General features: G+C 72.4%; 27 protein-coding genes. 20 read left to right on the plus strand and 7 right to left on the minus strand.

Features of this window, described 5'->3' with window-relative positions; genetic code table 11:
* Window positions 1-170: 170 nt before the first annotated feature.
* The gene (locus tag ACIQCH_RS36540) at window positions 171-578 is read right to left on the minus strand and encodes a winged helix-turn-helix transcriptional regulator (protein ID WP_402588341.1); all 408 of its coding nucleotides are present in this window, start codon (window positions 576-578) and stop codon (window positions 171-173) included.
* Window positions 579-728: 150 nt separating this feature from the next.
* On the opposite strand from ACIQCH_RS36540, the gene ACIQCH_RS36545 reads away from it, so the two are divergent.
* On the plus strand, window positions 729-1,661 hold the full coding sequence (locus tag ACIQCH_RS36545) for an NADP-dependent oxidoreductase (protein WP_402588343.1): 933 nt from the start codon (window positions 729-731) through the stop codon (window positions 1,659-1,661).
* A gap of 236 nt (window positions 1,662-1,897) precedes the next feature.
* On the opposite strand, the gene ACIQCH_RS36550 is transcribed toward ACIQCH_RS36545, so the two are convergent.
* Window positions 1,898-2,509 (minus strand): GNAT family N-acetyltransferase, encoded by a 612-nt coding sequence (locus tag ACIQCH_RS36550; protein WP_402588345.1) that lies wholly within the window; start codon window positions 2,507-2,509, stop codon window positions 1,898-1,900.
* 93 nt (window positions 2,510-2,602) lie between these two features.
* Here ACIQCH_RS36550 and ACIQCH_RS36555 point away from each other — a divergent pair, with 93 nt between their 5' ends.
* Window positions 2,603-3,178: a TIGR03086 family metal-binding protein gene (locus tag ACIQCH_RS36555; protein ID WP_402588347.1), complete on the plus strand. Its 576-nt coding sequence runs from the start codon at window positions 2,603-2,605 to the stop codon at window positions 3,176-3,178.
* A 61-nt stretch (window positions 3,179-3,239) separates the two neighbouring features.
* Here ACIQCH_RS36555 and ACIQCH_RS36560 read toward each other — a convergent pair whose 3' ends face one another.
* Together ACIQCH_RS36560 and ACIQCH_RS36565 are read right to left on the minus strand one after the other, a co-directional pair.
* Window positions 3,240-3,773, minus strand: coding sequence for a GNAT family N-acetyltransferase (locus ACIQCH_RS36560; RefSeq protein WP_402588349.1), 534 nt, complete (start codon window positions 3,771-3,773; stop codon window positions 3,240-3,242).
* Window positions 3,774-3,977: 204 nt separating this feature from the next.
* Complete coding sequence (locus tag ACIQCH_RS36565) at window positions 3,978-4,613, minus strand: hypothetical protein (RefSeq protein WP_402588388.1); 636 nt, start codon at window positions 4,611-4,613, stop codon at window positions 3,978-3,980.
* Window positions 4,614-5,193: 580 nt separating this feature from the next.
* On the opposite strand from ACIQCH_RS36565, the gene hemL reads away from it, so the two are divergent.
* The 9 genes from hemL to ACIQCH_RS36610 all read left to right on the plus strand — a co-directional run bounded on the left by hemL (window position 5,194) and on the right by ACIQCH_RS36610 (window position 14,136).
* On the plus strand, window positions 5,194-6,522 hold the full coding sequence (hemL, locus tag ACIQCH_RS36570) for a glutamate-1-semialdehyde 2,1-aminomutase (RefSeq protein ID WP_402588351.1): 1,329 nt from the start codon (window positions 5,194-5,196) through the stop codon (window positions 6,520-6,522).
* Window positions 6,519-7,199: a histidine phosphatase family protein gene (locus ACIQCH_RS36575; protein ID WP_402588353.1), complete on the plus strand. Its 681-nt coding sequence runs from the start codon at window positions 6,519-6,521 to the stop codon at window positions 7,197-7,199. Before hemL ends, ACIQCH_RS36575 begins: the two co-directional genes overlap by 4 nt.
* Before the next feature lie 203 nt (window positions 7,200-7,402).
* The gene (locus tag ACIQCH_RS36580) at window positions 7,403-8,641 is read left to right on the plus strand and encodes a hypothetical protein (RefSeq protein ID WP_402588355.1); all 1,239 of its coding nucleotides are present in this window, start codon (window positions 7,403-7,405) and stop codon (window positions 8,639-8,641) included.
* Between the two features lie 55 nt (window positions 8,642-8,696).
* A complete protein-coding gene (locus ACIQCH_RS36585; protein WP_402588357.1) occupies window positions 8,697-9,314 on the plus strand; it encodes a TlpA family protein disulfide reductase in 618 nt (205 codons plus the stop codon).
* A 13-nt stretch (window positions 9,315-9,327) separates the two neighbouring features.
* Window positions 9,328-10,125 (plus strand): cytochrome c biogenesis CcdA family protein, encoded by a 798-nt coding sequence (locus ACIQCH_RS36590; RefSeq protein WP_402588359.1) that lies wholly within the window; start codon window positions 9,328-9,330, stop codon window positions 10,123-10,125.
* 13 nt (window positions 10,126-10,138) lie between these two features.
* A complete protein-coding gene (locus ACIQCH_RS36595) occupies window positions 10,139-11,872 on the plus strand; it encodes a cytochrome c biogenesis protein ResB (protein ID WP_402588361.1) in 1,734 nt (577 codons plus the stop codon).
* Window positions 11,869-12,963: a c-type cytochrome biogenesis protein CcsB gene (gene ccsB, locus ACIQCH_RS36600; protein ID WP_402588363.1), complete on the plus strand. Its 1,095-nt coding sequence runs from the start codon at window positions 11,869-11,871 to the stop codon at window positions 12,961-12,963. Before ACIQCH_RS36595 ends, ccsB begins: the two co-directional genes overlap by 4 nt.
* Window positions 12,964-13,130: 167 nt before the next feature.
* Window positions 13,131-13,637: an SRPBCC domain-containing protein gene (locus tag ACIQCH_RS36605; RefSeq protein WP_402588365.1), complete on the plus strand. Its 507-nt coding sequence runs from the start codon at window positions 13,131-13,133 to the stop codon at window positions 13,635-13,637.
* Window positions 13,638-13,665: 28 nt separating this feature from the next.
* Window positions 13,666-14,136 (plus strand): cupin domain-containing protein, encoded by a 471-nt coding sequence (locus ACIQCH_RS36610; protein WP_402588367.1) that lies wholly within the window; start codon window positions 13,666-13,668, stop codon window positions 14,134-14,136.
* A 27-nt stretch (window positions 14,137-14,163) separates the two neighbouring features.
* On the opposite strand, the gene ACIQCH_RS36615 is transcribed toward ACIQCH_RS36610, so the two are convergent.
* The gene (locus tag ACIQCH_RS36615) at window positions 14,164-14,493 is read right to left on the minus strand and encodes a PLD nuclease N-terminal domain-containing protein (protein WP_402588369.1); all 330 of its coding nucleotides are present in this window, start codon (window positions 14,491-14,493) and stop codon (window positions 14,164-14,166) included.
* Between the two features lie 88 nt (window positions 14,494-14,581).
* Here ACIQCH_RS36615 and ACIQCH_RS36620 point away from each other — a divergent pair, with 88 nt between their 5' ends.
* The 3 genes from ACIQCH_RS36620 to ACIQCH_RS36630 are packed head-to-tail and all read left to right on the plus strand — an operon-like array spanning window position 14,582 to window position 17,706.
* Window positions 14,582-16,039: a menaquinone biosynthesis decarboxylase gene (locus ACIQCH_RS36620; RefSeq protein ID WP_402588371.1), complete on the plus strand. Its 1,458-nt coding sequence runs from the start codon at window positions 14,582-14,584 to the stop codon at window positions 16,037-16,039.
* Complete coding sequence (mqnP, locus tag ACIQCH_RS36625; RefSeq protein WP_402588373.1) at window positions 16,036-16,938, plus strand: menaquinone biosynthesis prenyltransferase MqnP; 903 nt, start codon at window positions 16,036-16,038, stop codon at window positions 16,936-16,938. The genes ACIQCH_RS36620 and mqnP overlap by 4 nt, the downstream gene beginning before the upstream one ends.
* Before the next feature lie 9 nt (window positions 16,939-16,947).
* A complete protein-coding gene (locus ACIQCH_RS36630; RefSeq protein WP_402588375.1) occupies window positions 16,948-17,706 on the plus strand; it encodes a UbiX family flavin prenyltransferase in 759 nt (252 codons plus the stop codon).
* A gap of 56 nt (window positions 17,707-17,762) precedes the next feature.
* Here ACIQCH_RS36630 and ACIQCH_RS36635 read toward each other — a convergent pair whose 3' ends face one another.
* Window positions 17,763-17,897, minus strand: coding sequence for a hypothetical protein (locus ACIQCH_RS36635; protein WP_267884814.1), 135 nt, complete (start codon window positions 17,895-17,897; stop codon window positions 17,763-17,765).
* 154 nt (window positions 17,898-18,051) lie between these two features.
* Here ACIQCH_RS36635 and ACIQCH_RS36640 point away from each other — a divergent pair, with 154 nt between their 5' ends.
* The 6 genes from ACIQCH_RS36640 (at window position 18,052) to ACIQCH_RS36665 (ending at window position 23,880) form a co-directional block, all read left to right on the plus strand.
* Window positions 18,052-18,507, plus strand: a complete 456-nt coding sequence (locus tag ACIQCH_RS36640; RefSeq protein ID WP_402588377.1) for an Lrp/AsnC family transcriptional regulator — start codon at window positions 18,052-18,054, stop codon at window positions 18,505-18,507.
* 49 nt (window positions 18,508-18,556) lie between these two features.
* Window positions 18,557-19,720: an aminofutalosine synthase MqnE gene (gene mqnE, locus ACIQCH_RS36645; RefSeq protein WP_030209685.1), complete on the plus strand. Its 1,164-nt coding sequence runs from the start codon at window positions 18,557-18,559 to the stop codon at window positions 19,718-19,720.
* 98 nt (window positions 19,721-19,818) lie between these two features.
* Entirely contained in the window at window positions 19,819-20,364 is a 546-nt protein-coding gene (locus tag ACIQCH_RS36650; RefSeq protein WP_402588379.1) for a GNAT family N-acetyltransferase, read from the plus strand.
* Between the two features lie 32 nt (window positions 20,365-20,396).
* Complete coding sequence (locus ACIQCH_RS36655) at window positions 20,397-21,968, plus strand: hypothetical protein (protein WP_402588381.1); 1,572 nt, start codon at window positions 20,397-20,399, stop codon at window positions 21,966-21,968.
* A gap of 59 nt (window positions 21,969-22,027) precedes the next feature.
* Window positions 22,028-22,339, plus strand: a complete 312-nt coding sequence (locus ACIQCH_RS36660; RefSeq protein WP_402588383.1) for a DUF4229 domain-containing protein — start codon at window positions 22,028-22,030, stop codon at window positions 22,337-22,339.
* A 227-nt stretch (window positions 22,340-22,566) separates the two neighbouring features.
* Window positions 22,567-23,880, plus strand: a complete 1,314-nt coding sequence (locus tag ACIQCH_RS36665; protein ID WP_402588385.1) for a dicarboxylate/amino acid:cation symporter — start codon at window positions 22,567-22,569, stop codon at window positions 23,878-23,880.
* A 289-nt stretch (window positions 23,881-24,169) separates the two neighbouring features.
* On the opposite strand, the gene ACIQCH_RS36670 is transcribed toward ACIQCH_RS36665, so the two are convergent.
* Window positions 24,170-24,751 (minus strand): hypothetical protein, encoded by a 582-nt coding sequence (locus tag ACIQCH_RS36670; RefSeq protein ID WP_402588386.1) that lies wholly within the window; start codon window positions 24,749-24,751, stop codon window positions 24,170-24,172.
* Between the last annotated feature and the right edge of the window lie 357 nt (window positions 24,752-25,108).

Here is a 25,108-nt window from a genome sequence, read left to right on the forward strand (position 1 = left end):
GCAGGCCCTGCGGCAGGCCCACCCCGGAGGCTTCGGGGCTTCGCCCTGGCCTTCGGCCACCTCCGGCCCGGGCCTGCCTCCGGTCCAGCCTGCCATACCGGCTCAAGCGCCTCCCCCACACACCACGGGACCCACCAGGCACTGCCAAGGAGTGGCGGCCCGGGTCGGGCTCAGGCGGGGGTGTTGGCGCGGTCGTAGGCCTCGCGGGCGGCGGTCATCTGGGCGATGTGGCTCTCCGACCACTCCTTCACGGAGCCGAACAGCAGGGTGAGGCTGCGGCCGAGGTCGGTCAACTCGTAGTCCACGCGCGGCGGGACGCCGGGGGTGACGGTTCGTTCGACGAGCCCGTCGCGTTCCAGTGACCGCAGGGTCTGGGTCAGCATCTTCTGGCTCACGCCGGCGATGGCCCGGCCCAGGTCGCTGTAGCGCTGGGGGCCGGGGGCCAGGGCGCTGAGGATGAGTCCGGCCCACTTGTCGCTGATGCGGGCCAGGACCTGGCTGGTGGGGCAGTCCCGCAGGAACGCGTCGAAGGCGTCCTTGGCCGCGGTGCGGCGGGCGGTGGCGCTCTGTGTGGTCATGACTGATCGCCTCCCGGTTCCCGGGTACCCCGGGGTGGGGTACGCACTTTGAAGTGCGTACTTACGAAAAGAAAGCGCCCTCCGTAGGTTAGTGCGCATCGGGGGGAGCACCCCCAGGCTACGAGAGCCGACCAGACGGAGGTACGGGAAATGCGAGCGGTCATCGTGAACGGATTCGGCGGTCCCGAGGTGCTGGAGGTCGTCGAGACGGTGGTTCCGGAGCCGGGTCCGGGCCAGGTTCGGGTTCGGGTGCGGGCGGCAGCCCTGAACCCGGTCGACGGGGCGGTGCGGGCCGGTGTCTTCGGTGGTGGTGGGGAACGGATCGGGTTCGGCTGGGACGTGGCCGGTGAGATCGACGCGCTCGGACCGGGGGTCGGCGAGGTCGTGGCCGACGGCGGTGCGGGGGCGGCTCGGTGGGCGGTGGGCGACCGGGTGGTCGGCCTGCACTACGGGGCGGTCAAGCCGCTCGGTACCCACGCCGAGTACGTCGTGCTCGACGTGAGCGCGCTGGCTGCCGCGCCGGTCACCGTGGACGACGCGCACGCCGCCGTGCTGCCGTTGAGCGGGCTCACCGCGGCGCGGTCGCTGGCCCAGTCCGGGCTGCGGGCCGGCGACTCGGTGCTGATCACCGGCGCCGCCGGCGTGGTGGGCGGGCTCGCGGTGCAACTGGCCGTGCGGGCCGGGCTGGTGGTGACGGCCCTCGCGGGTGCGGCGGACGAGGAGCTCGTACGGTCGCTCGGCGCGGCCCGCTTCGTGCCGCGGGGCGGGGCGGTCGAGCCCGGCTCGTTCGACGGGGTGCTGGACTTCGCGGTGCTGGGGGAGCCGGCGCTGGAGTGGGTGCGGGACGGGGGCGCGTACGTGGGCGTCCACCCCGGCGCCGAGCCCGCGCCGGTACGGGGCGTCCGCGTCACCGCACAGGAGGTGGCGGCCGACGGGGCGCACCTCGCGCAGCTGGTCGCCCTCGTCGACGCGGGCGGGTTGACGCTGCGGGTCGGGTCCGTGCACCCGCTCGCCGATGCGGCCGAGGCGCACGCGGTCCAGGGCAAGGGCGGGGTCCGGGGGCGTGTGGTCCTGGTCGCCTGAGCGGACCGCTCGCACCGGTTCTCCCGCGCCGGTCCTCTGGAGGATGTCGGCGCGGGTGCCGGCCGGGGTGCCCGGACGGGGGTCGGGCACTCCGGTGACGGCTCGGGGGAGGGGGCGGCTTGCCCGGCGGGTCCGGCCCCGGCCCCGGATACCGGTGCCGGTGGCCGGGCGGGTGCGGTGCCGGCCGGTGCGTGCGGCGTGTGCCTGCGGTGCGCTGGCGGCGGGAAGGGGCCGTGTCAGGGGCCCGGTGGGGCGGCGAGGTCGACGCACCAGTCGTTGCTCGTGTGCCAGAGGCCCGGGGGGTACTCGAACTCGGCCTGGCCGAGGAGGGTGAAGCCGGCCTTGCGGCAGACCGCGTTCGAGGCGTGGTGGTCGACCGACGGGTAGGCGTGCAGGTGGCGGCGCACCCGTGCGGCCCCCGTCGCGGTGCCGGGGGCGGCCCCGGCGGACGGTCCGGTGCCGGGGGCGTCCGGTCCGGCCGCGGCCAGCGTGCGGAGGTGGGTGATCAGGGTGCGGGCCGCCAGGGCGGCCAGGCCGTGGCCCTGGTGTTCGGGGAGGACGCCCCAGCCGGTCTCGTACACCTCCTCGCCCCGCCAGGTGCGGCCCCAGAAGCCGATGGTGCCGACGGTGACCTCGCCCGCCGGGTCGAGGCCCCGCGCCCGTACCCGGAACATGCGGCCGGCCGTCGGATCGCCCGCGCTCAGGGCCAGGTAGCGGCGGTGCCGGTCGGCGAGCTTCGCGTCCGACTCGGGGCCGCCGAGGAAGTCGGTCATGGCGGGTTCGTTCTTGCGCAGCAGCAGCCAGAAGTCGTCCTCGCCCCACGCTTCCAGACGTACGGAGATCCCCATGGGGCCACCGTACGGCCCGCCACCGACAGTGGATCGGGTACGTGCCCGGGGCGCCGGCGCGCCGGCGGGGCGGGTGGAGCCTACGGTTCCGGCATGGACGACACCCAGCACAGCATCAGTTCCCTGCTCGCGGCGGCGGCCGCGCGGGCCGTGCCGGTCGTGCGCGGCGTGGACGAGCGGCAGCTCGGTGGGGCGACGCCCTGTTCCGGCTACAGCGTGCGGGAGCTGCTCGACCACTTCTTCGACGTGGTCGTCAACTTCACGAAGCTGGGCCGGAAGAAGCCCAGCGCGTTCGCCGAGAAGCCCGACTACCTCGGTACGAGCGACTGGCGCGAGCGGTTCGCCGACGAAGTGGACCGGCTGGTGTCGGCCTGGGGTGCGCCCGGGGCCGAGGAGGGCACCACGGGAGCCATGCACCAGCCCGCCCGCACGGTCGGCTGCATGGCGTTGCTGGACCTGACGGTGCACGCCTGGGACCTCGCCCGGGCCACCGGCCAGGAGTTCGTCCCCGACCCGGCCGGGGTGGCGACCCTGGCCGCGGTGATCGACGGGCTCGCCCCGGCCGCGCGCGACGCGGGCATGTTCGACGAGCCGGTGCGCACGGCGGCCGACGCCTCTGCCTTCGAGACGCTGCTCGCCGCCACCGGCCGCGATCCGCAGTGGAGTTGAGCCGTGGCGTGCGGGGCGCGGCCCCCAGGGCCCTCGGCTCCGGCATCCGCCGGCGCGGCCGTCACGCGTCCAGCCGCAACAGGTGCTCCTCGATCTCCGCGCCGCGCGCGTTGGCGTGGTTCGTCTCGGTCCCGGTCACCACGAACCCGCACTTGAGGAGCACCCGCAGGGAGCCTGCGTTGTCGCAGGCGGCCCGGGCGTGCAGCGGACGTTCCGGTACGAGGGCGAGGAGCTGGCGCAGCGCGGAGGTGGCGACCCCGCGGCCCCAGTGGGCGCGCAGCACGCGGTAGGTGACCGAGCGCTCCTCCGGCGGGCCGAACACCCCGGCCTGTCCGACGGGTTCCCCGTCCGGGCCGGCGATGACGCGCAGCACGACGGTGGGGTCGGCGGTCAGCTGCGCCCAACGCGCCCGGTACGTCTCCCGGTCCGCGGGCTCGGCCCGGGTGAAGGCGGCCATCCGGTTCGCCTCGGCGTCGCAGTGGTCCTCGTGCAGGACGGGCAGGTCGGAGTCGCGCGACGGGCGGAGCGTGACGGGCAGCGGGAGCGGTCGACCGGGCGTCGGACCGGGGGCGGGGGAGCGGGTGTCGTCGGGCATGCGGCGAGTATGGCCGAAAGCGGGTGGGCGGGGCAGGCGGAGGATGCGGGCGTGACGGTGGGTCCGGCCGCGGTGCGGCTCCGCCGCCCCCGCGCCGGTCCCGGTGCGGGGGCGGTGCGGGTTCGGTGCGGTTCGCGGTGCTCGGGTGCGCCCTGCGGGGCGTGCTCCGTCGCGCCGGGGGGATGCTCGGGGTGGCGCGGTCGGTCAGGGCCAGACCAGGCAGTAGGGCTGGTGGCCGTTCTCGTGGAGGCGTTCGCTGAACTGCTGCCACTCGTGGAGCAGCTGGTAGACGTTGAAGGCGTCGCGGGGGCCGCCGCGGTCCGGGACGGTGGACCAGATGAAGGCAGCCGCGCCCACGGACTCCTCGCCGATGCCGCGCAGCGGGTCGACCACGGTCATGGGCAGCTTGACCACCGCGTAGTCGGGGTGCAGGACCACCAGCTCCAGGGGCGGGACCTTGTGCAGCGGTATGCCCTCGATGCCGGTGAGGACCATCGCGGCCACCGTCTCCGGCTTGATCTTGGTGAACATGCCGCCCATGCCGAGCTCGTCGCCGCCGAGCTCCTCGGGGCGCATGGTGACCGGTACGCGGGCGGCCGTCGCCCCGTCGGGTGCGCCGAAGTACTTGTACGTCACGCCCATGCCGCGGCCTCCGAAGGTGGTCTCGGTGGTCTCGGTGGTGTCGGACTCCGGCGGCTTGGCGCCGGAGCGGGCGCGGCGGCCCGCGGCCCGGCCGGCGGGGGTGCCCGGTGCGGCGCCCGACCCGGAGCCCGTGGCGGTGCCCCTGTCGGGGCCCGTGTCCGACCCGGAGCCGGTGCCCGTGCCGGGGCCGGCGGTCAGGGACGGGTCCGGGGTGGCCGGCCTGCCGGTCGCGCCGGTCCGGCCCGTGCCGGGGCCGCCGCTCGCGGCGGGGCCCGCCGGGCGGGCGGGGCCCGCCGGGCGGGCGGGGTCCGTGGGGCGGGCGGGGTCCGTGGGGCCCGGGCGGGGTGCCCCGGTCGGTCCGGGCTGTTCTGCTGCCGGGTCGCTGCCGGCGTGGCGGCGGTGCTTGCCGCGGCGGGCGCGGGCCTCGCGGGCCTCACGGGCGCGCTGCGGGTCGAGGGCGTCCCGCCCCTCGCGGGCGCGCTGCTGGTCCAGGGGTTCGCGGCCGTCCCGGCCCTCCCGGGCGTCATGGACGTCGCGGCCGGGCTCGCGGGCCTCGCGCGCTCGGTCGCGGGCGCGCTGCGGGTCCAGGCCGTCCGTGCCCTCGCCCGGTCCACCACCGCGTTGCATATATCCACCCGACCGCTCTACCGGCCGTCCGGATGCCTCCGGACCGGCCTGATCATCATGGCAGTGACCTCCCCCGCGACACGAGGGTGAAACCCGATGCGCACACACCCGGCCCACACCTGTCCGCGAGACGGCCCGGGCCTCTGACACCATGGCTGGTGTGAGCTACCCATACCAGGCCCCAGTTTCGCAGACTCTTTTCGACCGGGCGGCAGTCGTGACCCCCGGCGGCGTGAACTCTCCCGTCCGCGCCTTCAAGGCCGTGGGCGGTACGCCCCGGTTCATGGTGTCCGGTACCGGTCCGTACCTGACCGACGCCGACGGACGCGAGTATGTCGATCTTGTGTGCTCCTGGGGGCCGATGATCCTCGGACACTCCCACCCCGAGGTGATCGCCGCCGTGCAGGAGGCGGTGGCCCGCGGTACCTCCTTCGGTACGCCCGGTGAGGGCGAGGTCGCGCTCGCCGAGGAGATCGTGGCGCGGATCGCGCCGGTCGAGCAGGTGCGCCTGGTGTCCTCCGGCACCGAGGCGACCATGTCGGCGATCCGGCTGGCCCGCGGGTTCACGGGCCGGGCCAAGGTCGTGAAGTTCGCCGGTTGCTACCACGGTCACGTGGACGCGCTGCTCGCCGCGGCCGGCTCCGGGCTGGCCACCTTCGCGCTGCCGGACACGCCCGGCGTGACCGGTGCGCAGGCGGGCGACACGATCGTGCTGCCGTACAACGACCTGGACGCGGTACGGGCGGCCTTCGCCGCGCACCCGGGCGAGATCGCCTGCGTGATCACCGAGGCGGCGCCCGGCAACATGGGCGTCGTGACCCCGGGCGAGGGCTTCAACCAGGGCCTGGCGGACCTGTGCCGCGAGAACGGTGCGCTCTACGTCTCCGACGAGGTCATGACGGGCTTCCGCACGAGCCGCGCCGGCTGGTACGGGGTGGACGGCGTCAAGCCCGACCTGATGACCTTCGGCAAGGTCATGGGCGGCGGCTTCCCGGCGGCGGCCTTCGGCGGCCGCGCGGACGTGATGGCGTTCCTGGCGCCGGCCGGCCCGGTCTACCAGGCGGGCACCCTCTCCGGTAACCCGGTCGCCACGGCGGCGGGCCTGGCGCAGCTGCGGCTGCTCGACGAGGCGGCGTACGACAAGGTGAACGCGGTCTCGAAGGAGATCCAGGGCCTGGTCACGGAGGCGCTGGCCAAGGAGGGCGTGGCCCACCGGCTGCAGACCGCGTCCAACATGTTCTCGGTGTTCTTCACCCCGGACGAGGTGCGGAACTACGACGACGCGAAGAAGCAGGAGTCCTTCCGCTTCACCGCGTTCTTCCACTCGATGCTGGCGCAGGGCGTGTACCTGCCGCCGTCGGCGTTCGAGTCGTGGTTCGTCTCGACCGCGCACGACGAGCGGGCCGTGGAGCGGATCGCCGCCGCGCTGCCCGCGGCGGCCCGGGCGGCCGCGGAGGCCACTGCGGAGGCGGGCGCATGAGCGGCGACGAGATCACCGTCGTCCACCTGATGCGGCACGGCGAGGTGCACAACCCCGACGGCGTGCTGTACGGGCGCCGGGCCGGCTACCACCTGTCCGACCTGGGGCGCCGGATGGCCGACAAGGTGGCCGAGCACCTGGACGGGCGCGACGTCACGTACGTCGTCGCCTCCCCGCTGGAGCGGGCGCAGGAGACGGCCGAGCCGATCGCCAAGGGCCACGGGCTGGACGTCGCGACGGACGGGCGGCTGATCGAGGCGGGCAACGTCTTCGAGGGCAAGACCTTCGGCGTGGGTGACGGGGCGCTGCGCAAGCCGGCGAACTGGAAGCACCTGACGAACCCCTTCAAGCCGTCGTGGGGCGAGCCGTACATCGAGCAGGTGGTGCGGATGATGGCCGCGCTGGACGCGGCCAAGGACGCGGCGCGCGGGCACGAGGCGGTGGCGGTCAGCCACCAGCTGCCGATCTGGATCGTGCGCAGCTTCGCGGAGAAGCGGCGGCTGTGGCACGACCCGCGGCGCCGGCAGTGCACGCTGGCCTCGCTGACGTCGTTCACGTACCAGGGCGACCAGCTGGTGTCGGTGGGCTACAGCGAGCCGGCGCGGGACCTGGTGCCGGCGCACCTGCTCGCGGGTGCGAAGCCGGTGAAGGGGAAGGCCAAGGCCTTCGGGGCCTGACCGGGGCTCCGTCCCGGGACCCCTCAGAACGCCGGCGGGGCTGGTCTTCCGGCCCCGCCGGCGTTTTCGCGCCAGCTTCCTCCTGACTTTGCCGAAATAAATACCGGCCCTGTGGGAACCACCGTGTTGGGGGAAGGCCTCTCTCCATTTGTCCGCTTATATGGACAGGGTGAGAGCTTCGCGTGGACGACGGGGACGGTGACATGCGCGAATTCAGTCGACGGGGTGCGCTGGGTCTGGGACTTGGTGCGGCGGCCGCGGTGGGGGTCGCGGGGTGCAGTGCGGGGGACCAGGCCGGCAAGGGGGCTCTCGGTCCGATCGGGAAGGGCGGGAAGAAATCGGGTGAACCGTCAGGACCTCCCGCAAAGCTCATAGGTGACGGTTCGACCGCCGACACCGGGCCGCAGCCCCGCCAGCCCGCCAAGCCCGTGCCGCTCCAGCCGGGCGAGACCCCGCCCCAGTTCGTGGTCTTCAGCTGGGACGGGGCCGGCGAGGTCGGCAACGGCCTCTTCCCGCGCTTCCTGAAGGTGGCCAAGGACCACGGCGCGGCCATGACCTTCTTCCTCTCCGGCCTCTACCTCCTGCCGGAGTCGAAGAAGAGCCTCTACCGCCCGCCGAACAACCCCGTCGGCGCCTCCGACATCGGCTACCTCACCGACGGCCACGTCCGCGAGACGATCAAGAACGTGCGGCAGGCCTGGCTCGACGGCCACGAGATAGGCACGCACTTCAACGGGCACTTCTGCGGCGGCTCCGGCTCCGTCGAGCGCTGGACCGGCGCCGACTGGCAGGACGAGATAGACCAGGCCGTGTCGTTCGTCACCAAGTGGAAGACGAACACCGGCTTCACCGACCTGGAGCCGCTGCCCTTCGACTACTCGAAGGAGCTGGTCGGCGCCCGCACCCCGTGCCTGAAGGGCCAGGACAACCTGCTGCCGACCGCGCAGAAGCTCGGCTGGCGCTACGACGCCTCCTCGCCCGGCGGCGTCCAGGCGTGGCCCGACAAGAAGCAGGGCATATGGGACCTGCCCCTCCAGGGGCTGCCGTTCCCGGGGCACTCCTTCGAGGTGCTGTCCATGGACTACAACATCCTGGCGAACCAGTCGGGGAACACCACCCGCGGCGTCCCGGCCAACTACCCCGGCTGGCGGACCCAGGCCACCGGCACCTACCTCAACGGCTTCCGGCGCGCGTACGAGACCAACCGCGCACCCCTGTTCATCGGCAACCACTTCGAGCAGTGGAACGGCGGCATCTACATGGACGCCGTCGAGGAAGCCCTGAAGTCCATGTCGGACAAAAAGGATGTAAGGCTCGTATCGTTCCGTCAGTTCGTGGACTGGCTCGACGTCCAGGACCCCAAGGTCCTCACCAAGCTCCGCTCCCTCCAGCCCGGCCAGAGCCCCACGGGCGGCTGGAAGACCTTCCTCACCAGCGCCTAGCCGCGCCCGCAGGGGGCGCGGAAGATCGGCAATTCGCCCATGCGAAACTTTTCACATGAGCCTCAGCCGCGCCCCCCGCCGCCGCACCGCACGCGGCCGCGTCCTGCTGCCGACCGCGGCGGCCCTCGCCGGCGCCCTGGCCCTCACGGCCTGCGGCGCCTCCGGCGGGACGTCCTCCGGTTCCGGCACCAACTACGTCCAGGGCAAGGGCGGCGTCTCCACGGTGGCCGTGGCCGACCGCAGCGAGGCGCCCAAGCTCGACGGCGAGACCGTCGACGGACAGCGGCTCGACGTCACCTCCCTCAAGGGCAAGGTCGTCGTCCTCAACGTCTGGGGCTCCTGGTGCCCGCCCTGCCGCGCCGAGGCCCCGCACTTCGCGAAGGTCTCCAAGGAGCTCGAGGCCAAGGGCGTGGAGTTCGTCGGGATCAACACCCGCGACGCCTCCAAGCCCCCCGCCGAGGCCTTCGAGGAGAACTTCGGCATCACCTACCCGAGCCTGTACGACCCCAACGGCAAGCTGATGCTCCGCTTCCCCAAGGGCACGCTCAACCCGCAGTCCATCCCCTCCACCCTCGTCCTCGACCGGGACGGCCGGATCGCCGCCCGCTCGCTGCTGGCGGTCAACGAGGAGACCCTGCGGAAGATGATCGAGCCCGTCCTCGCGGAGAAGTGACCCGGTGCTCCCCGTGACCCCGCAAGGATCCGGCACCGGCCAGGCCGTCCTCCAACTGGCCGCCGAGACCGGCGTGAACCAGACGGTCTACAGCGGAGCCCTGCTGCTGGCCGTGCCGCTGGCGCTGCTCGGCGGCCTGGTCTCGTTCTTCTCGCCCTGCGTGCTGCCGCTCGTACCCGGCTACCTGTCCTACGTCACCGGCGTCGGCGGCGCCGACCTCGCCGAGGCCCGCCGCGGCCGGATGGTCGCCGGGGCCGGCCTCTTCGTCCTGGGCTTCACCGCCGTGTTCGTCTCCGGCGGGGCGCTCTTCGGGTACTTCGGCGACACCCTGCAGGCCCACAAGGAGGTCATCTCCCGGGTCCTCGGCGGGCTCGTGATCCTCCTCGGCCTGTTCTTCATGGGCTGGATCCCGGGCCTGACGATGCGCGAGTTCCGCTTCCACAAGAAGCCCGCCGCCGGCCTGCTGGGCGCCCCCGTGCTCGGCGTGCTCTTCGGCATCGGCTGGACCCCCTGCATGGGCCCCACCCTCGCCGCGGCGACCTCCCTCGCCTTCGAGCAGGGCAGCGCGGCCCGCGGAGCGCTCCTGACGACCGTCTTCTGCCTCGGCCTCGGCGTGCCGTTCGTGCTCACCGCCGTCGCCTTCCGCAAGGCGCTCGGCGCCTTCGACTGGGTCAAGAAGCACTACGCGTGGGTGATGCGGATCGGTGGCGGCATGCTGATCCTCACCGGCCTGCTGCTCGTCACAGGAACGTGGGACAGCATCATCGGCGAAATGCAGGGCTGGAGCGACGGCTTCACGGTCGGGATCTGAGGACGGACGACGAATGAGTACGACCGACAAGACGACGGGTGCCGCGGCGGGCGACCCCGCCGGCACCACCGTCGACGAGGCGGCGGCCGGCGCCCAGCTGTCCACCGCCCCCCTCGACGACAGCCCCGGCGACCCCGTCGGCATCGGCCTGCTCGGCTGGGCCCGCTGGACCTGGCGGCAGCTGACCTCCATGAGGGTCGCGCTGATCCTGCTGTTCCTGCTCTCCCTGGGCGCCATCCCCGGCTCCCTCATCCCGCAGAACAGCGTCGACCTGCTCAAGGTCGCCGACTGGAAGCGCGGCCACCCCACCCTCACGCCGGTCTACGAGAAGCTCCAGCTGTTCGACGTCTACAGCTCGGTGTGGTTCTCCGCGATCTACATCCTGCTGTTCGTCTCCCTCATCGGCTGCATCGTGCCGCGCTCCTGGCAGTTCGTCGGCCAGCTGCGCGGCCGCCCGCCGGGCGCGCCCAAGCGCCTGGAGCGCCTCCCCGCGTTCACCCACTGGCGCACCGGGACGGACCCCGACGAGGTCCTCGCCGCCGCCGAGCAGCTGCTCAAGAAGCGCGGCTACCGCGTGCACGCCACCGGCAACGCCGTCGCCGCGGAGAAGGGCTACCTGCGCGAGGCCGGCAACCTGCTCTTCCACGTCGCCCTCATCGTGATGCTGGTGGCCTTCGCCTGGGGCCGGCTGTTCTTCTCCGAGGGCGGCAAGCTCGTCCTCCAGGGCGGCGGGTTCTCGAACACGCTCACCCAGTACGACGACTTCAAGTCCGGCAGCCTCTTCACCGCCGACGACCTGCCGCCGTTCAGCTTCACCCTGGACGAGTTCGACGCCTCCTACGAGCGCACCGGCCCGCAGAAGGGCACCGCCCGCGACTTCAAGGCGTACGTCACCTACAGCGAGGGCGCGTACGGCGAGCCGAAGAAGACCGAGATCCAGGTCAACAAGCCGCTCGAGATCGAGGGCTCGAAGATCTACCTGCTCGGCCACGGCTACGCCCCGGTCATCTCGGTGACGGACGCCCGCGGGAAGGTCGTCTTCAAGGACGCGGTGCCGATGCTGCCGCAGGACGCGAACCTCACCTCCACCGGCGCGGTCAAGGTCAACGACGGCTACCGCGACAAGAACGGCAAGAAGGAGCAGCTCGGCTTCTCCGGCGTGTTCGTGCCCACCTTCGCGGGCGCGGGCCGGGGCACGATGTTCTCCCAGTACCCGGGGCTGGACTTCCCGGCGCTGGCGCTGACCGGCTACCACGGCAGCCTCGGCGTGGACGCGGGCCTGCCGCAGAACGTGTACGTCCTGGACACGTCCAAGATGAAGCAGTTCAAGGACAAGGACGGCAACCCGTTCGCGGTCCGCATGCTCCCGGGCGAGTCCATGACCCTGCCGAACGGCGCGGGCACCGTGAAGTTCGAGGGCATCGGCCGCTGGGCCACCTTCTCCGTCACCCACCAGCCCGGCAGCGGTCTCGCCCTCACCGGCGCGATCGCCGCCATCCTGGGCCTGGCCGGCTCGCTGTTCATCCAGCGGCGCCGGATCTGGGTCCGGGCGGTCACGGACCGCGGCACCACCGTCGTCCTGATGGCGGGCCTGGGCCGCAGCGAGTCCGCCAAGCTCCCCGAGGAGCTGGGCTCCCTGGCCCTGACCCTGAACTCCGAGGCGGCGCCGACGGCGCCCGAGCCCGCGGAAGCCGAAACCGAAGCAGACCCCGCAGTCGACACCGCTGCCGAAGGAGAGCGCGCATGACGCAGCTCGCAGTAGCCGCCAACGAGAATCTGGCGCACATCAGCAACGTGCTGGTCTATTCGTCCATGGCGGTCTACACGCTCGCCTTTTTCGCGCACATCGCCGAGTGGGTCTTCGGCAGCCGCAGCAAGGTCGGCCGCACCGCGGCCGCGCTGACCGGCGCCGGCGCCCGGACCGCGGGGGCCGCCGCGGCCCCCGCCGTCACGGTCCGCACGAAGGGGGGCACCGCGGTCCTCGACAAGCCGAAGGTCGTCACCCGCGCCGCCGCCGGCAGCCGTGACGTGCCCGACGGCCCCGGTGCCGCCGGCGGCACCGAGAAGGGCGACCTGTACGGACGGATCGCGGTCTCCCTGACCACCCTCGGCTTCCTCATCGCGGCCGCCGGCGTGGTCTCCCGCGCCCTGTCCGTCGAGCGGGCCCCCTGGGGCAACATGTACGAGTTCTCGATCACCTTCTCCACGGTGGCCGTCGGCGCGTACCTCGTCCTCCTCGCCCTGAAGAAGAACGTCCGCTGGATCGGCCTGGTGCTCGTCACCACGGTCCTGCTGGACCTCGGCATCGCCACCACCTGGCTGTACACCGACAGCGACCAGCTGGTGCCGGCGCTGCACTCGTACTGGCTGTACATCCACGTCTCCACCGCGATCATCTGCGGTGCGGTGTTCTACATCGGCGCCGTCGGCACCCTGCTCTACCTGTTCCGCGACTCGTACGAGGCCAAGCTGGAGCGCGGCGAGCGGCCCGGCCGGTTCGCGACCTCGGTCCTCGAGCGGCTGCCCGCGGCCGGGAGCCTCGACAAGTTCTCGTACCGCATCAACGCGGCCGTCTTCCCGCTGTGGACCTTCACGATCATCGCGGGCGCGATCTGGGCGGGCGACGCCTGGGGCCGCTACTGGGGCTGGGACCCCAAGGAGGTGTGGTCCTTCGTCACCTGGGTCGCCTACGCCTGCTACCTGCACGCCCGCGCGACGGCCGGCTGGAAGGGCCGCAAGGCCGCCTACCTGGCGCTGTTCGCGTTCGCCTGCTGGATCTGGAACTACTACGGCGTGAACATCCTGCTCAGCGGCAAGCACTCGTACGCCGGCGTCTGACGCACGGCACGCGGACCCCGCGGGGGCCGTCGCGGGACTCCCGCGGCGGCCCCCGCGCGCGTCGTCCCGCGGGCCCCGGCGTCCGCCGTCCGCCGCGGTCCGCGTCGTCCCGCGGGTCCGTCCCGCGCCCGCGTGCGAAGTACCGCCGAACGGGTGACGCTGGTGGCATGACCGCATCCCTGTCCGCGATCGGCCGGGTGGCCAGCGAGCGCCGGGGCGCGGACCGGTTCCGGCTGCGTTTCGAGGTGCACCTCCCGCACGGCTACGAGCAGGTGTGGGCGGCCCTGACCACCGCCGAGGGACTGCGCGGCTGGCTGGCCGCCGCCGAGGAGCTGCAGCGCCGCATCGGCGGGCGGATCGTCCTGCGCTGGCTCGACACGGGCACGATCGCGACGGGCCGCATCACCGCCTGGGACGCCGAACGCGTCGCCGAGTACACGGTGACCGGGCAGGGCCGGCTCCGCTTCCACCTGGAACCGCCCGGCCCCGAGGCCACGGTCCTGCGGTTCACCAACGAGCGGGCGGGCTCCGACGCCGACCGCCTCGACGCCCTGGCCGGCTGGCACGCGCACTTCGAACTCCTCGCCGAGGCCCTCCAGGGCCGCCCCGCGGACTGGGAGCGGTGGACCGACGAGCGGCGGCGCACCCTGCGCGCCCACTACGGGCGCCAGTAGGCGCGCCCCGGGCGGAAGGAGCACACCCATGGCGAAGCACGCGCACGTGCGCCACGACGGCGACGCCCCGGCCTACTGGGTCCTCAACAGCCTGTACGAGGTGATCGCCGCCAGCGAGGAGACGGCCGGCGCCTTCGCCGTCATGCGGATGACGGTCCCGGAGGGCTGGGGCCCGCCGCTGCACACCCACCCCGGCACCGAGAGCTGCTACGTCCTGGAGGGGCGGGTGCGCCTGCACCTGGAGGACGAGATCGTCGAGTGCGGTCCCGGGGACTTCTTCCACATCCCGGCGGGCCACTGGGAGCGGTTCGAGCCCACCAGCACGGTACGGCTCCTGGTCACCTACGCGCCCGGGGCCAACGTCGACCGGATGTTCGCCGAGATGGGCGTGCCGGCCGAGCGGCGCGAGCTGCCGCCGGAGACCGAGCCGGACCTGGAGCGCATCCTCCAGGTCGTCGCCCGGTACGGCCTGGAGATGCGGCCGCCGGCCGCGCTCTGAGACGTCGGGCTCCGATGTGACGGGGCGTTACGGGCGCTCGTCCGGACCGGCGTCGCGGCCCGGGTCCCGGTCGCCCTGCTGCTTGCGGTCCTCGTCGAGGGAGCGCAGGAACTCGGGGTTGTCGTCCGGGGCCACCCAGCGGGTGGTGCCCCGGTCGGCCCCCGAACCGCCCACGGCCGCGCGCTTCCTGCCGGCCAGCAGCCACACCGCCGGGCCCACGATCGAGAACAGCAGGATGATGATCACCCACACCACCTTCGGCAGGTGCCTGACCTCCTCCTCGGGCGTGTTCAGGCAGTCGACGAAGGCGTAGATCGTCAGGGCGAGGACCAGCAGGAACGGCAGATAGCGCAGCACGGTGTGAGTCCGACCCCCCGAAGCGGTGGCGGGGCCCCGCGGGCCCCGGTGACGCTCCCAGGGTAGTGCGTGGCGGATACTGGCCTGCATGGCTTACGACGATCTCCGCTCGCTGCTCCGGGCCCTGGAGCGGGAGGGCGACCTCAAGCGCATCAAGGCCGAAGTGGACCCCTACCTCGAGGTCGGGGAGATCGTCGACAGAGTGAACAAGGCGGGCGGGCCCGCGCTGCTCTTCGAGAACGTCAAGGGCTCCGACATGCCCCTGGCGATGAACGTCTTCGGCACCGACCGCCGCCTGCTCAAGGCGCTGGGCCTGAAGTCCTACGGGGAGATCAGCGAGAAGATCGGCGGCCTGCTCAAGCCGGAGCTCCCGCAGGGATTCATCGGCGTCCGCGAGGCCTTCGGCAAGCTCGGCTCGATGGTGCACGTGCCGCCGAAGAAGGTGAAGTCCGAGGCCGCTCCCGTGCAGGAGGTCGTCCTGACGGGGGACCAGGTGGACCTGGACCGGCTGCCGGCCCTCTTCACCTGGCCCAAGGACGGCGGGTCCTTCTTCAACCTGGGCCTGACGCACACCAAGCACCCGGAGACCGGGGTCCGCAACCTGGGCCTGTACCGGCTGCAGCGCCACGACAAGCGCACCATCGGCATGCACTGGCAGATCCACAAGGACAGCCGCAACCACTACGCGGTGGCCGCCAAGCGCGGCGAGCGGCTGCCGGTGGCGATCGCCTTCGGCTGCCCGCCGGCCGTGACGTACGCCTCCACCGCGCCGCTGCCCGGCGACATCGACGAGTACCTGTTCGCCGGGTTCGTCGCGGGCAGGCGGATCGAGATGGTCGACTGCAAGACCGTGCCGCTCCAGGTGCCGGCGCAGGCCGAGGTCGTCATCGAGGGCTGGCTGGAGCCGGGCGAGACGCTGCCCGAAGGTCCGTTCGGCGACCACACCGGCTTCTACACCCCGCAGGAGCCGTTCCCGGCCCTGACCATCGACTGCGTGACGATGCGCAAGCGCCCGCTGCTGCAGTCGATCGTGGTCGGCCGGCCGCCGACCGAGGACGGGCCGCTGGGGCGGGCCACCGAGCGGTTCTTCCTGCCCCTGCTGAAGATCATCGTGCCGGACATCGTGGACTACCACCTGCCCGAGGCGGGCGGCTTCCACAACTGCGCGATCGTCTCGATCGACAAGAAGTACCCCAAGCACGCGCAGAAGGTCATGCACGCCATCTGGGGCGCGCACATGATGTCGCTGACCAAGCTGATCATCGTGGTGGACAGCGACTGCGACGTGCACGACCTCCACGAGGTCGCCTGGCGGGCGCTGGGCAACACCGACTACTCCCGCGACCTGACCGTGGTCGAGGGCCCGGTGGACCACCTCGACCACGCCTCGTACCAGCAGTTCTGGGGTGGCAAGGCGGGCATCGACGCGACGAAGAAGCTGCCGGAGGAGGGCTACACCCGGGACGGCGGCTGGCCGGACATGGTGGAGTCGGACCCGGCGACGGCGGCCCTGGTGGACCGCCGCTGGAAGGAATACGGGCTGTGACCACCGCTGCCGTCCCCGGCGCCCGGCCGGGGCGTACGAAGGCGTTCCTGCGCCTCGTGATGATCGAGCACTCGGTCTTCGCGCTGCCCTTCGCCTACATCGCCGCGCTGAGCGCGATGTTCGAGCTGGACCGGCAGGTCCACTGGGTGAAGCTGCTGCTGGTGACCGTCTGCATGGTGGGCCTGCGGACCTTCGCGATGGCCGCCAACCGGATCATCGACCGCGAGATCGACGCCCGCAACCCGCGCACCGCGAGCCGCGAGCTGGTGACCGGCGCGGTCTCGGTGCGGTCGGCGTGGACAGGGGCGGGCATCGCGGTGGCGGTCTTCCTCGGGGCGGCGGCGCTGCTCAACCCGCTGTGCCTGGCGCTGGCGCCGGTGGCGGTCGTACCGATGGTGCTCTACCCGTACGGCAAGCGGTTCACGAACTTCCCGCACGCCATCCTGGGCCTGGCCCAGGCGATGGGCCCGGTGGGCGCGTGGCTGGCGGTGACGGGGGAGTGGTCCGGGGACGCGGTGCTCCTGGGGCTGGCGGTCGGCGTGTGGATCGGCGGCTTCGACCTGATCTTCGCCTGCCAGGACGTGCAGGCCGACCGGGCCGAGGGCGTCATGTCGGTGCCGGCGCGGTTCGGGATCCCGGCGGCGCTGTGGGGCGCGCGGGCCTGCCACGTCGTCACGATGGCGCTGTTCGCCTGGTACGCGGTCGCCACGGACGCGGGCGTGCTCTTCTGGGCCGGCCTGATCGTCGTCGCCGCGGCCTTCGGGTACGAGCACTCGATCGTCACGCCGAAGGACCTCTCCCGGCTCAACCGCGCCTTCTTCACGGTGAACGGCTTCATCGGGATCGCGCTCTTCGTGTGCGCCCTCGCGGACCTGCTGGTGCGCGGGCTCACGCTCTAGGCTCGAGTCATGACTGAGGGCAGGGCGGAAGGCCGCGCCGAGGGCGGGCGCGTGCCGTGGGTGGTCGGGGTGTCCGGCGCCTCGGGCACGCCGTACGCCGCGGCGGTGCTGCGGGGGTTGCTGGCGGCCGGGGAGGCCGTGGACCTGGTGGTGAGCCGGGCCTCGCGGCTCACTCTCCTGGACGAGACGGGCATCGCGTTCCGCGACGCGCACTGGCGCGAGGACCTGGCGGCGTGGCTGGCGCGGGGAGCGGACGGCAAGCCGGACACGTTCCCCTGGGTGTACGACGCGCTCGGGGGCGGCGGCAGCGAGGGTGAGGGCGACGGTGGCGGCGTGCGCGGCGGCGCCGGCGGGGGCGTGCGGTACTGGGCGGCCGGTGATCTGGCGGCGGGGCCGTCGTCGGGCTCGTACCGGGTGAAGGGGATGCTGATCGTGCCCGCGTCCACGGCGTGCGTGGCCGGGGTGGCGCTGGGGCTGTCGAAGGACCTGCTGCAGCGGGCGGCGAGCGTGATGCTCAAGGAGCGGCGCCGGCTGGTGGTCGCGGTGCGGGAGACCCCGCTGAACGGTCAGACGCTGAAGCATCTGGTGGCGCTGGACGAGGCGGGCGCCGTGGTGCTGCCCGCCTCTCCGGCGTTCTACGCGGGTGCGACGCACATCCAGGATCTCGTGGACTTCGTCGCGGGGCGGGTGCTCGACGCGGCAGAGGTGCCGCACCGGCTGTACCGCCGTTGGGAAGGAGAGCTCGGTGGCTCCCGGGCTGCGGACTAGCGGGGTGCCGGCCGGCCCGGTGGGGGCCGGCGCACCGGGCGCCGGTCGGCCGCGGACTAGCGCTTCTTGGCGGTCCGGGGCGCGCGCATCTTGTCGACGCGGCGGGCCGCGGCGGGCTGGTCGGTGCGGGATCGGCTGGCCAGCTCCTGGAGCTGTCGCATGTGCGCGTAGGCCATCTCGATCGTGTACACGGTGGGATCACTCCAAAGATCGTCTTTGATCTGCTGAAAGATTCGCTGAACATCCCCCGGTTTTGCTGGGGGTTTCGCAGGGTGTCAGCCCTGCATGCCTTAGATTCTATACGTAAAATCGCGGGATCGCTGAACAATGGAAGGCTCCAGACCTATGGACGCGGTGGACAGGCAGCTCATCCAGGCACTGAGGGAGAACGGCCGGGCGTCGTACGCCGAGCTGGGCCGTCTCGTGGGCCTCTCCGGCCCCAGCGTCACCGACCGGATCAACCGCCTGGAGTCGGCAGGCGTGATCACCGGCTACCGCGCGACGGTCAACGCCGCCTCGCTCGGGCTGGGCGTCACGGCCCTCATCGGCATCTCGCTGTCCGACGCCGCCGACCACGAGGACGTGGCGCGCCGGCTGCGCGACCTGGCCGAGATCGAGGACTGCTGGTTCATCGCGGGCGACGACTCGTACATGCTCAAGGTCCGCGCCAGCGACGTCGACGGCCTGGAGCGCATCATCCGCAAGCTCTCCGGCACCAAGGGCGTCTCGCGCACCCGTACCACGATCGTGCTGTCCACGAAGTGGGAGAACCGGGTCGGCGATCTGCCGGAGGAGGTCTGAGAGTACGGTGGGGCAGGGTTGCAGGACACATAGAGGAGGCGACCGCGGCATGGACGCTGGGCTCAAGCGCGAGCTGGAGGAGAAGGTCCGCTCGGGCGAGCGGCTGACCCGTGAGGACGGCATCGCCCTCTACGAGTCGGACGACCTGGCCTGGCTCGGCGGCCTGGCCCACGAGGTGCGCACGCGCAAGAACGGCGACGTGGTGCACTTCAACGTCAACCGTCACCTCAACATGACCAACGTGTGCACCGCGTCCTGCGCGTACTGCTCCTTCCAGCGCAAGCCGGGGGAGAAGGACGCGTACACGATGCGCATCGAGGAGGCCGTGCGCCTGGCCAAGGCCATGGAGAACGACCACCTCACCGAGCTGCACATCGTCAACGGCCTGCACCCGAACCTGCCGTGGCGCTACTACCCGCGCTCGCTGAGCGAGCTGAAGAAGGCGCTGCCGAACGTCTCGCTGAAGGCGTTCACGGCCACGGAGATCCACCACTTCGAGACCATCTCGGGCCTGTCCGCCTCCGAGATCCTCGACGAGCTGATCGAGGCGGGGCTGGAGTCCCTGACCGGCGGCGGCGCGGAGATCTTCGACTGGGAGGTGCGCCAGCACATCGTCGACCACCGCACCCACTGGGAGGATTGGTCGCGCATCCACCGGCTCGCGCACGAGAAGGGTCTGAAGACCCCGTGCACGATGCTGTACGGGCACATCGAGGAGCCGCGCCACCGCGTGGACCACGTGCTGCGGCTGCGCGAGCTCCAGGACGAGACCGGCGGCTTCCAGGTCTTCATCCCGCTGCGCTACCAGCACGACTTCGTGGACATGCAGGACGGCAAGGTCCGCAACACGCTCCAGGCGCGGACCCAGATGGCGACGGGCGCCGAGGCGCTGAAGACCTTCGCGGTCTCCCGGCTGCTGTTCGACAACATCCCGCACGTCAAGGTCTTCTGGGTCATGCACGGCGTGCAGACGGCGCAGCTCGCGCTGCAGCACGGCGCGGACGACATGGACGGCTCGGTGGTCGAGTACAAGATCACGCACGACGCCGACAACTACGGCACCCCGAACAAGCTCGGCCGTGACGACCTGCTGGAGCTGATCCGCGAGGCCGGCTTCCGGCCGGTCGAGCGCAACACGCGCTACGAGGTCATCCGCGAGTACCCGGGCCCGGACGCGTCGCTGCGCGAGTCGCCGCAGCCGATGCGCGTCTGAGGCTGCGCTCGCGCGGTCGTCGAGCGCCCCGGTCCGGATGCCGGACCGGGGCGCTTTTCCGATGGCGCACGAGGGGGCGTAATAAGTAATCTGCGCCTATGGCCCTTACCGCTGTCGCCTCTTCGCTCACCTTCACGCTCGACCCGGCCGTGGACCCCGTCCTGCACGAGGGGCTGCTGGACCTGTGGGTGGACGTGACCAACGCGGGCGGGGCGGTGGGCTTCGTCGGGCCGGTCGCCCGCGACGACGTCCGCCCGGCGCTCATCACGCAGCTGGCCGCGGTCGCGGAGGGAGGCATGCGGCTGCTCGTCGGCCGCGACGGGGCGGGCCGGGTGGTGGCCACGGGCTTCCTCGCGCGCAACACCCACCGCCTCCAGGGGCACTGGGTGTGGGCGTACTCGGTGATGGTCCACCCGGACCACCAGGGTCACGGCGAGGGCCGCGCGCTCATGGCCGCCCTGGCCGACGCCGCCCGCTCGATGGACGGCGTCGACGCGATCCGGCTCGGCTGCCGGGGCGGGCTCGGCCTGGAGCACTTCTACGCCGCCTGCGGCTACCGCGAGGTCGGCCGCGTCCCCGGCGCCATCCGCGTCGCCCCCGGCGACGACCGCGACGACATCACGATGCTGCTGCCGCTGACGTAGCCTCAGGGGGCTGTCGGCGAGGGGGGATCGGGATGGCGGCGACGGGGGTGGGCTGGGACCAGCGGGCGGTGGTGCTGGTGGAGTTGCGGGGGACGACGATCGACGTCGAACTCTTCGAGGGCGCGCTGCAAGCGCGCGGCTGGCCCGTGTTGGAGAAACGGGCGGGCCCGACGGGGCCCCTGACGGACCGTCGCGCGTGGTACACCATCGAGGCCCGCTACCCCGGATCGGACTTCCGGGCCGCATCGGGTGCGCGCGAGCGTGTCGAGGTGCTGGCGGAGGAGATGCGGATCGACCTGGTCGTCGAGTCGGTCGACCTGGTCGACCGGGACCCGCGTTACCTGCCGCTGTGGGCCGTGTACCGCGCTCCCGCGGCCCCGCCGGCCGTTTCCGCGGCCCCGCCGGCCACCCGCGCGCGCCATGGGGTGCGGCGCTACCTGGCCGAACACTCGGGTGTCTTCGACACCGGTCGGCAGGTGCGTGCCGCCGCGCCGGGACCGGCCCGCGCCCTGGCGCTGCGACCACTCCCGGGCGTCCCGCACCGGACCGGGCCGGTCGCGGGTGGCGGCCGGATCGCGGTGCGCGGCCTCTGGACGATCCGCACCCCCGCCCCGGGCACGCCGGGTCCCCGTCACCGGGCCTCGCTCCGCGCGCTGTCCTGGCTCCGGCTGCCGGTGCTGGGGGCCGTGCTGCTGGGCGCGTGGCTGCCCGCGGCGGTGCGGGGCGGCGCGTGGGACGTCGCCGCGGCCTGCCTCGCGCTCGCCCTGCTGGTCGCCTGCGCCACGGTCCTGACCCTCCGCGGCCAGGGCCGGCGGAGCGTGCCCGGCGCGATGCTGTTCGGGGGCGGGCTGTGCGTGGTGCTGGTGTACCTGGTCGGCGACATCGCGAGGGACATGAGGACCCCGGAGATCGCCATGTCCGGCTTCATCCTGCTGGTCCTGGGCTACCTGCTGCTGTCCGGCATCCGGCTCCTCGTACGCCAGTCGAGCTGGCCCCGAACCGTTCCGTGGCTCCTGCCGGCGCTGCTCCCGCTCCTGCTGGGGTTCTTCCCGAGTCTGGGCCTGACGCTGCACGCGGCCTATCTGGACGCGTTCGGCGCCGACCTCGAGGACGTGGACGTGCCGGTGGTGTGGCAGGGCGTCGCCACGTCGAAGCTGCTCTTCGGGGCGAGCCTGTCCCTGGTGGCCCCGGCGCTCCTCGGGTACGCGAAGCACATCCACATGATGGTCCGGGACCGTTGGTTCGGGTACGCCGCGTTCGGCCTCGTCCTCGTGTTGTCGCTCGGCGCGGGACTGGTGAGGGCCACGGTGAATCCGGTGCTGGCCCTGGGCGAGCGCGCCGCCGCGGCCGCCGCGGCGCAGCGCCGGGCGATTCCCGGGTTCTACGGCATCGAGCCGGAGTGGGTGTGCGTCGGGACGACCAAGCCCGTCGCGCAGGTGCCCGTGGACGGCGGGGTGCTGGACCCGGCCCGGCCGTACGTGCTGGTCGGGGACGCGGGTGGCGCGGCGGTGCTGTGGGACCCGCGGGAGCGGGCGGCGCTGAAGGTCCCGCTGGCGGCCCTGCGGCTGGTCCCGACGGACAACCCCCGCCGGACTTGTCCGTAAGCGCGGCGTGCTTCACTGGACGGGCACGACTACCCCCACCGGGAGAGAGAAGGCCTGCCGTGGCTCCCAAGCCGAGCGCCACCGTCCGCTACACCGCCATGCGGTTCGCGATCTTCGTCGGTTCCTTCTTGGCCGTGCTGGGCCTGGTCAAGCTCCAGATCCTGCCCTCGGGCCTCGGTGACTCGAACCTGGTCTGGGTCGTGCTGCTCTCGCTCGTGGTCTCCGCCCCGCTGTCCTTCGTGCTGCTGCGCAAGCAGCGCGACGAGATGTCCGAGCAGATCAGCGAACGCGTCACCGGGATGAAGGCGAAGCTCGCCGACAACCGCAGCCAGGAGGACGAGGCCGACGACGCCGCCCGCGCCGCCTCGTGAGCGCGAGCTTGCTCACACTCCCGTAGTCCTCGCGCAGCTTTTCCGCCGAAGCCCCGGCGCCGGAGATTCCGCTCCAGCACCGGGGCTTCCGTGCGTCCGGGGCCGGTGGGGCGGCGGGTGCAGATGATTCGACTCTAAACAGTCTCAAAGTGAGGCTTTGAGGATCTCAAAGTTCAGGTGTTAGCTTTGAGTGGTCTAAACGTGTCATCTGTCGGAGTGTGTTGTCCGTGTCCGCGATCTCCAAGACCGCCGCAAGAATCCCGTTCTGGGTCCAGATAGTCGCCGGCCTGGTGCTCGGCGTCCTCCTGGGCTGGCTCGCCCGCAGCCAGGACATCAGCTGGCTCCACACCACCCTGGAGCAGGTCGGCGACCTCTTCGTCCAGCTGCTGAAGCTGGCCGTCGCCCCGCTGGTCTTCTTCGCGATCCTGGTCTCGATCACCAACCTCCGGAAGGTCAACAACGCCGCCCGGCTGGCCTCCCGCACGCTGCTCTGGTTCATGATCACGTCGCTGATCGCGGTCTCCATCGGACTGGCCCTCGGCCTGCTCACCAACCCCGGCGCCGGCACCGGCCTGACGCCCAAGGACGGCCAGCTGCCCAAGCACACCGGCTCCTGGATCGACTTCCTGACCGGCATCGTGCCGACCGACGTCATCACGCCCTTCACCGAGCTGAACGTCCTGCAGATCGTCTTCATGGCCGCCGTCGCCGGCATCGCCGCGCTCCAGCTCGGCGACAAGGCCGCGCCGATCCTGACCTTCGCCGAGTCCGTGCTGGAGCTCCTCCAGAAGGCGCTGTGGTGGGTCATCCGACTCGCCCCGATCGGCACCGTCGGCCTCATCGGCTACGCCATCGCCGACTACGGCTGGGACCTGATCGGCAAGTACGCCACCTTCACCGCGGACGTCTACATCGGCTGCGCCCTGGTGATGTTCGGCGTCTACCCGCTGCTGCTCGCGACCGTCGCCAAGGTCAACCCGCTGCAGTTCTTCAAGGGCGCCTGGCCCGCGATCCAGCTGGCCTTCGTCTCGCGCTCCTCGGTCGGCACCATGCCGGTCACCCAGAAGGTCACCGAGCGGCTCGGCGTCCCGAAGGAGTACGCCTCCTTCGCCGTGCCCTTCGGCGCCACCACCAAGATGGACGGCTGCGCCGCCATCTACCCGGCGCTCGCCGCGATCTTCATCGCGCAGATCTTCGACGTGCCGCTGGGCGTGGGCGACTACCTGCTGATCGCGTTCGTGTCGGTGGTCGGCTCGGCCGCCACCGCGGGCCTCACCGGCGCCACCGTCATGCTGACGCTGACCCTGTCCACCCTGGGCCTCCCGCTGGAGGGCGTCGGCCTGCTCCTGGCCATCGACCCGGTCCTGGACATGATGCGCACGGCCACGAACGTCGCGGGTCAAGCGCTGGTGCCGGTGGTCGCCGCCGCCCGCGAGGGCATCCTCGACCGGGACGCGTACGCCACGGCCTCGGCCTCCCCGGTCGACGGTCCGTCGGCCCAGGACGCCGAGCAGCAGGCCACCGTTCCGGCTGCTGCCTGAGCTGCCTGAGCTGGCTGGGCTGGCTGGGCTGGTTGGGCTGGTTGGGCTGCCTGAGCTGGCTGGGCTGGTTGGGCTGCCTGGGCTGGTTGGGCTGGCTTCGTACTTCGGAGAGTCTGCTGCCCCCGTCTACGTCGGACGGGGGCAGTGGCGTCTCGTCATCCACCCCGTCTTCTCGGCGACGGCGCCCTCCGTCCCGCCGGGCGTTGCTTGGTGGGGGCCGGTCCGGTGGGGGCCGGTCCGGTGGGGGCCGGTCCCGGCCTTCGGTGCGTGCCGGGCGGGAGGGCGGAGGTCAGGTGGTGGGGGGCTTCGAGGCGGGGCCGTGCGAGACGGTGAGGGTCCAGTGGACCCCGGGCGAGGCGGTGACGGTGACGCCGGTGAGGCGGGTCGCCTCCGCGAGCGCGATCACGTCCCCGCGAGGCGTGACGGCGCCCGGTGAGCAGACTTCGACGGAGGTCGAGGCCACGCCCGCGTCCCGGGCCCGCTGCGGCGTCTCGCCGTAGGAGGGGCCGCCGAAGGTGTCGTCGTCGCGGGGGCCGAGGGAGACCTCCACCTTGCCGCGGCCCTCGCAGGCGAACTCGACGGCCAGGTCGCCCGGCGTCAGGGCCTCGTCGAGGCCGTAGGACTTGGAGCCCGTGGTGGGGGCGACCATGAGGAGGGTGCGGCCACCGGAGGCGGTGGGGGCCTTCGTGAGGGTCGCGCGGGTCGGTGCCTTCGTGGGGTCGTGGGGGGTGGTGGTGTGTGCGGCGTCCGCGGGGCGGGCGGCCGAGCGGGCGGGGGTGGTGGCCTGCGTGCTCGGGGCGGTGGCCGTGCAGGCCGTCAGGGCGAGGCAGCCCGCCAGGACGGTCAGGGGGAGGAGGGCGGTCGCGCGCATCACGGCTCCGGACGGTCGAGAGCCCCCCACGGGGGCCTGTGGGCGCCACCGTAGGAGGCTCTTGATCGACTCGGGTAGAGGAACCCGGCACTCCTGAGGGAGATTTGAGCTGCTGGGTGGGTTGGGGCGCTGGGTGGGGTTGGGTGCTGGGTGGTTGGGGTGCGGGCTGGGGTGGGGTGCGGTGAGGGGGAGTGGCCGGTGCACGCAACGGATCGCCTGGTGGGTCACCGGTGTCTGGGTGGGCGCGCTTCGTGGGGGCGCCCCGTGGTGTGTGGGTCCCCTCGGCGCTTGACGGGGGCGGCCTGCAGGCCCTGCGGCAGGCCCACCCCGGAGGCTTCGGGGCTTCGCCCTGGCCTT

Origin of the sequence: Streptomyces sp. NPDC093225, from assembly GCF_044753805.1 — a bacterium.
Taxonomy (GTDB): Bacteria; Actinomycetota; Actinomycetes; order Streptomycetales; family Streptomycetaceae; genus Streptomyces.